The organism is Aeromonas sp. ASNIH8 (assembly GCF_002919855.1).
Lineage (GTDB): Bacteria > Pseudomonadota > Gammaproteobacteria > Enterobacterales > Aeromonadaceae > Aeromonas > Aeromonas caviae.
This window is the reverse complement of the sequence record NZ_PQLN01000226.1, coordinates 1-1,256: the sequence shown is the minus strand read 5'-3', so window position 1 is coordinate 1,256 and position 1,256 is coordinate 1. Positions and strand designations below refer to the sequence as shown.

Sequence of the window (1,256 nt, the reverse complement as noted above, 5' to 3'; positions counted from 1 at the left end):
CAGGGCAAGATCGCGAACGTTTTTTAAGCAGGGCATGAGGATTTGACCGACCGAACAGGGTGTGATCTTATACTCTCTTTTACGGGAGTTTCGTCATGAACCATCAAGCGGCATTTACCCAATTCTTCTCCGAACTTGAAGACCCTCGTCAGACAACCAAAATCGCGTACCCCTTCTTCGATGTGGTTTTTCTCACCGTCTGTGCTGCTATTGGTGGGGCTCAAGGTTGGGAAGATATCGAGCTTTTCGGCGAGGCACATCTAGAATGGTTTCAGCGTAATGGATTGTTTCATAACGGATTACCTGTTCACGACACCATAGCCAGGATCATCTCCCGTATTCAACCGGAGCAATTCCAGAACGCCTTTGTCCGCTGGATGCAAGCAACATCAGAACGTACCGATGGTGAGCTGATTGCCATTGACGGCAAGACCTTACGCAGCTCTTACGACCGAGACAGTCGTCAGTCTACCATTCATATGGTCAGTGCCTTTGCCGCTGAGAATCGTCTGGTGCTCGGGCAAGTCAAAACAGATGCGAAATCTAACGAAATCACCGCCATTCCTGAATTACTGGCACTCCTCGATATAAAAGGCTGCCTGGTATCCATCGATGCCATGGGCTGCCAGACTGAGATAGCCTCAACCATAATCAAGGGCGGTGGCGACTACTTGCTGGCGGTAAAAGGTAACCAGCCCACACTGCATAATGCAGTACGCGCAGCTCTGGGCGAGTCGACCAAGAAGCCACTGAGTGAAGAAACGTTCAGTGTCGAGAAAGAGCACGGTCGCATTGATGGCCGCGAGTACCATGTGTTACCAGCCGGAGCACTATCAGAGCAATTTCCAGAGTGGAAAGCGCTGAAGAGTGTTGGTGTCGCAATATCCTATCGAATTGAAAATATGAAAAAATTTTCGATGGAGTATCGCTACTACATCAGCTCGGCTGAACTGACACCAGAGCAGTTTGCCTCAGCGGTACGAGGGCACTGGGCAATTGAAAATAGCCTGCATTGGGTTCTGGATGTCGTGATGAATGAGGATGCCTGCCAGATATATCGAGGTGATGCTCCTCAAATATTGGCCTGTGCACGACACATGGCGCAAAACATGCTGCGAGCCGAAACCAGCCGTAAGGCAAGCTTGCGGAAGAAGCAGCAATTTGCGGGCATGAGCAGCCCATATCTGGAAAAGGTACTGGATGCTGGGTTAGCTGAACTGGCATCAATTTAACAATATGTTCACGCTCTCGCCCTG

Annotated in this window: 1 protein-coding gene; it reads left to right on the top strand. The window is 50.1% G+C overall.

Annotated elements, in window-relative coordinates; translation table 11 throughout:
- Positions 1 to 95: 95 nt before the first annotated feature.
- Positions 96 to 1,232, top strand: a complete 1,137-nt coding sequence (locus C3418_RS23575; protein ID WP_041204891.1) for an ISAs1-like element ISAeme1 family transposase — start codon at positions 96 to 98, stop codon at positions 1,230 to 1,232.
- Positions 1,233 to 1,256 lie beyond the last annotated feature (24 nt).

Bases quoted from the DNA above. Each gene is read 5' to 3' on its own strand.
- C3418_RS23575 (WP_041204891.1), top strand. From the start codon at position 96: ATGAACCATCAAGCGGCATTTACCCAATTCTTCTCCGAACTTGAAGAC.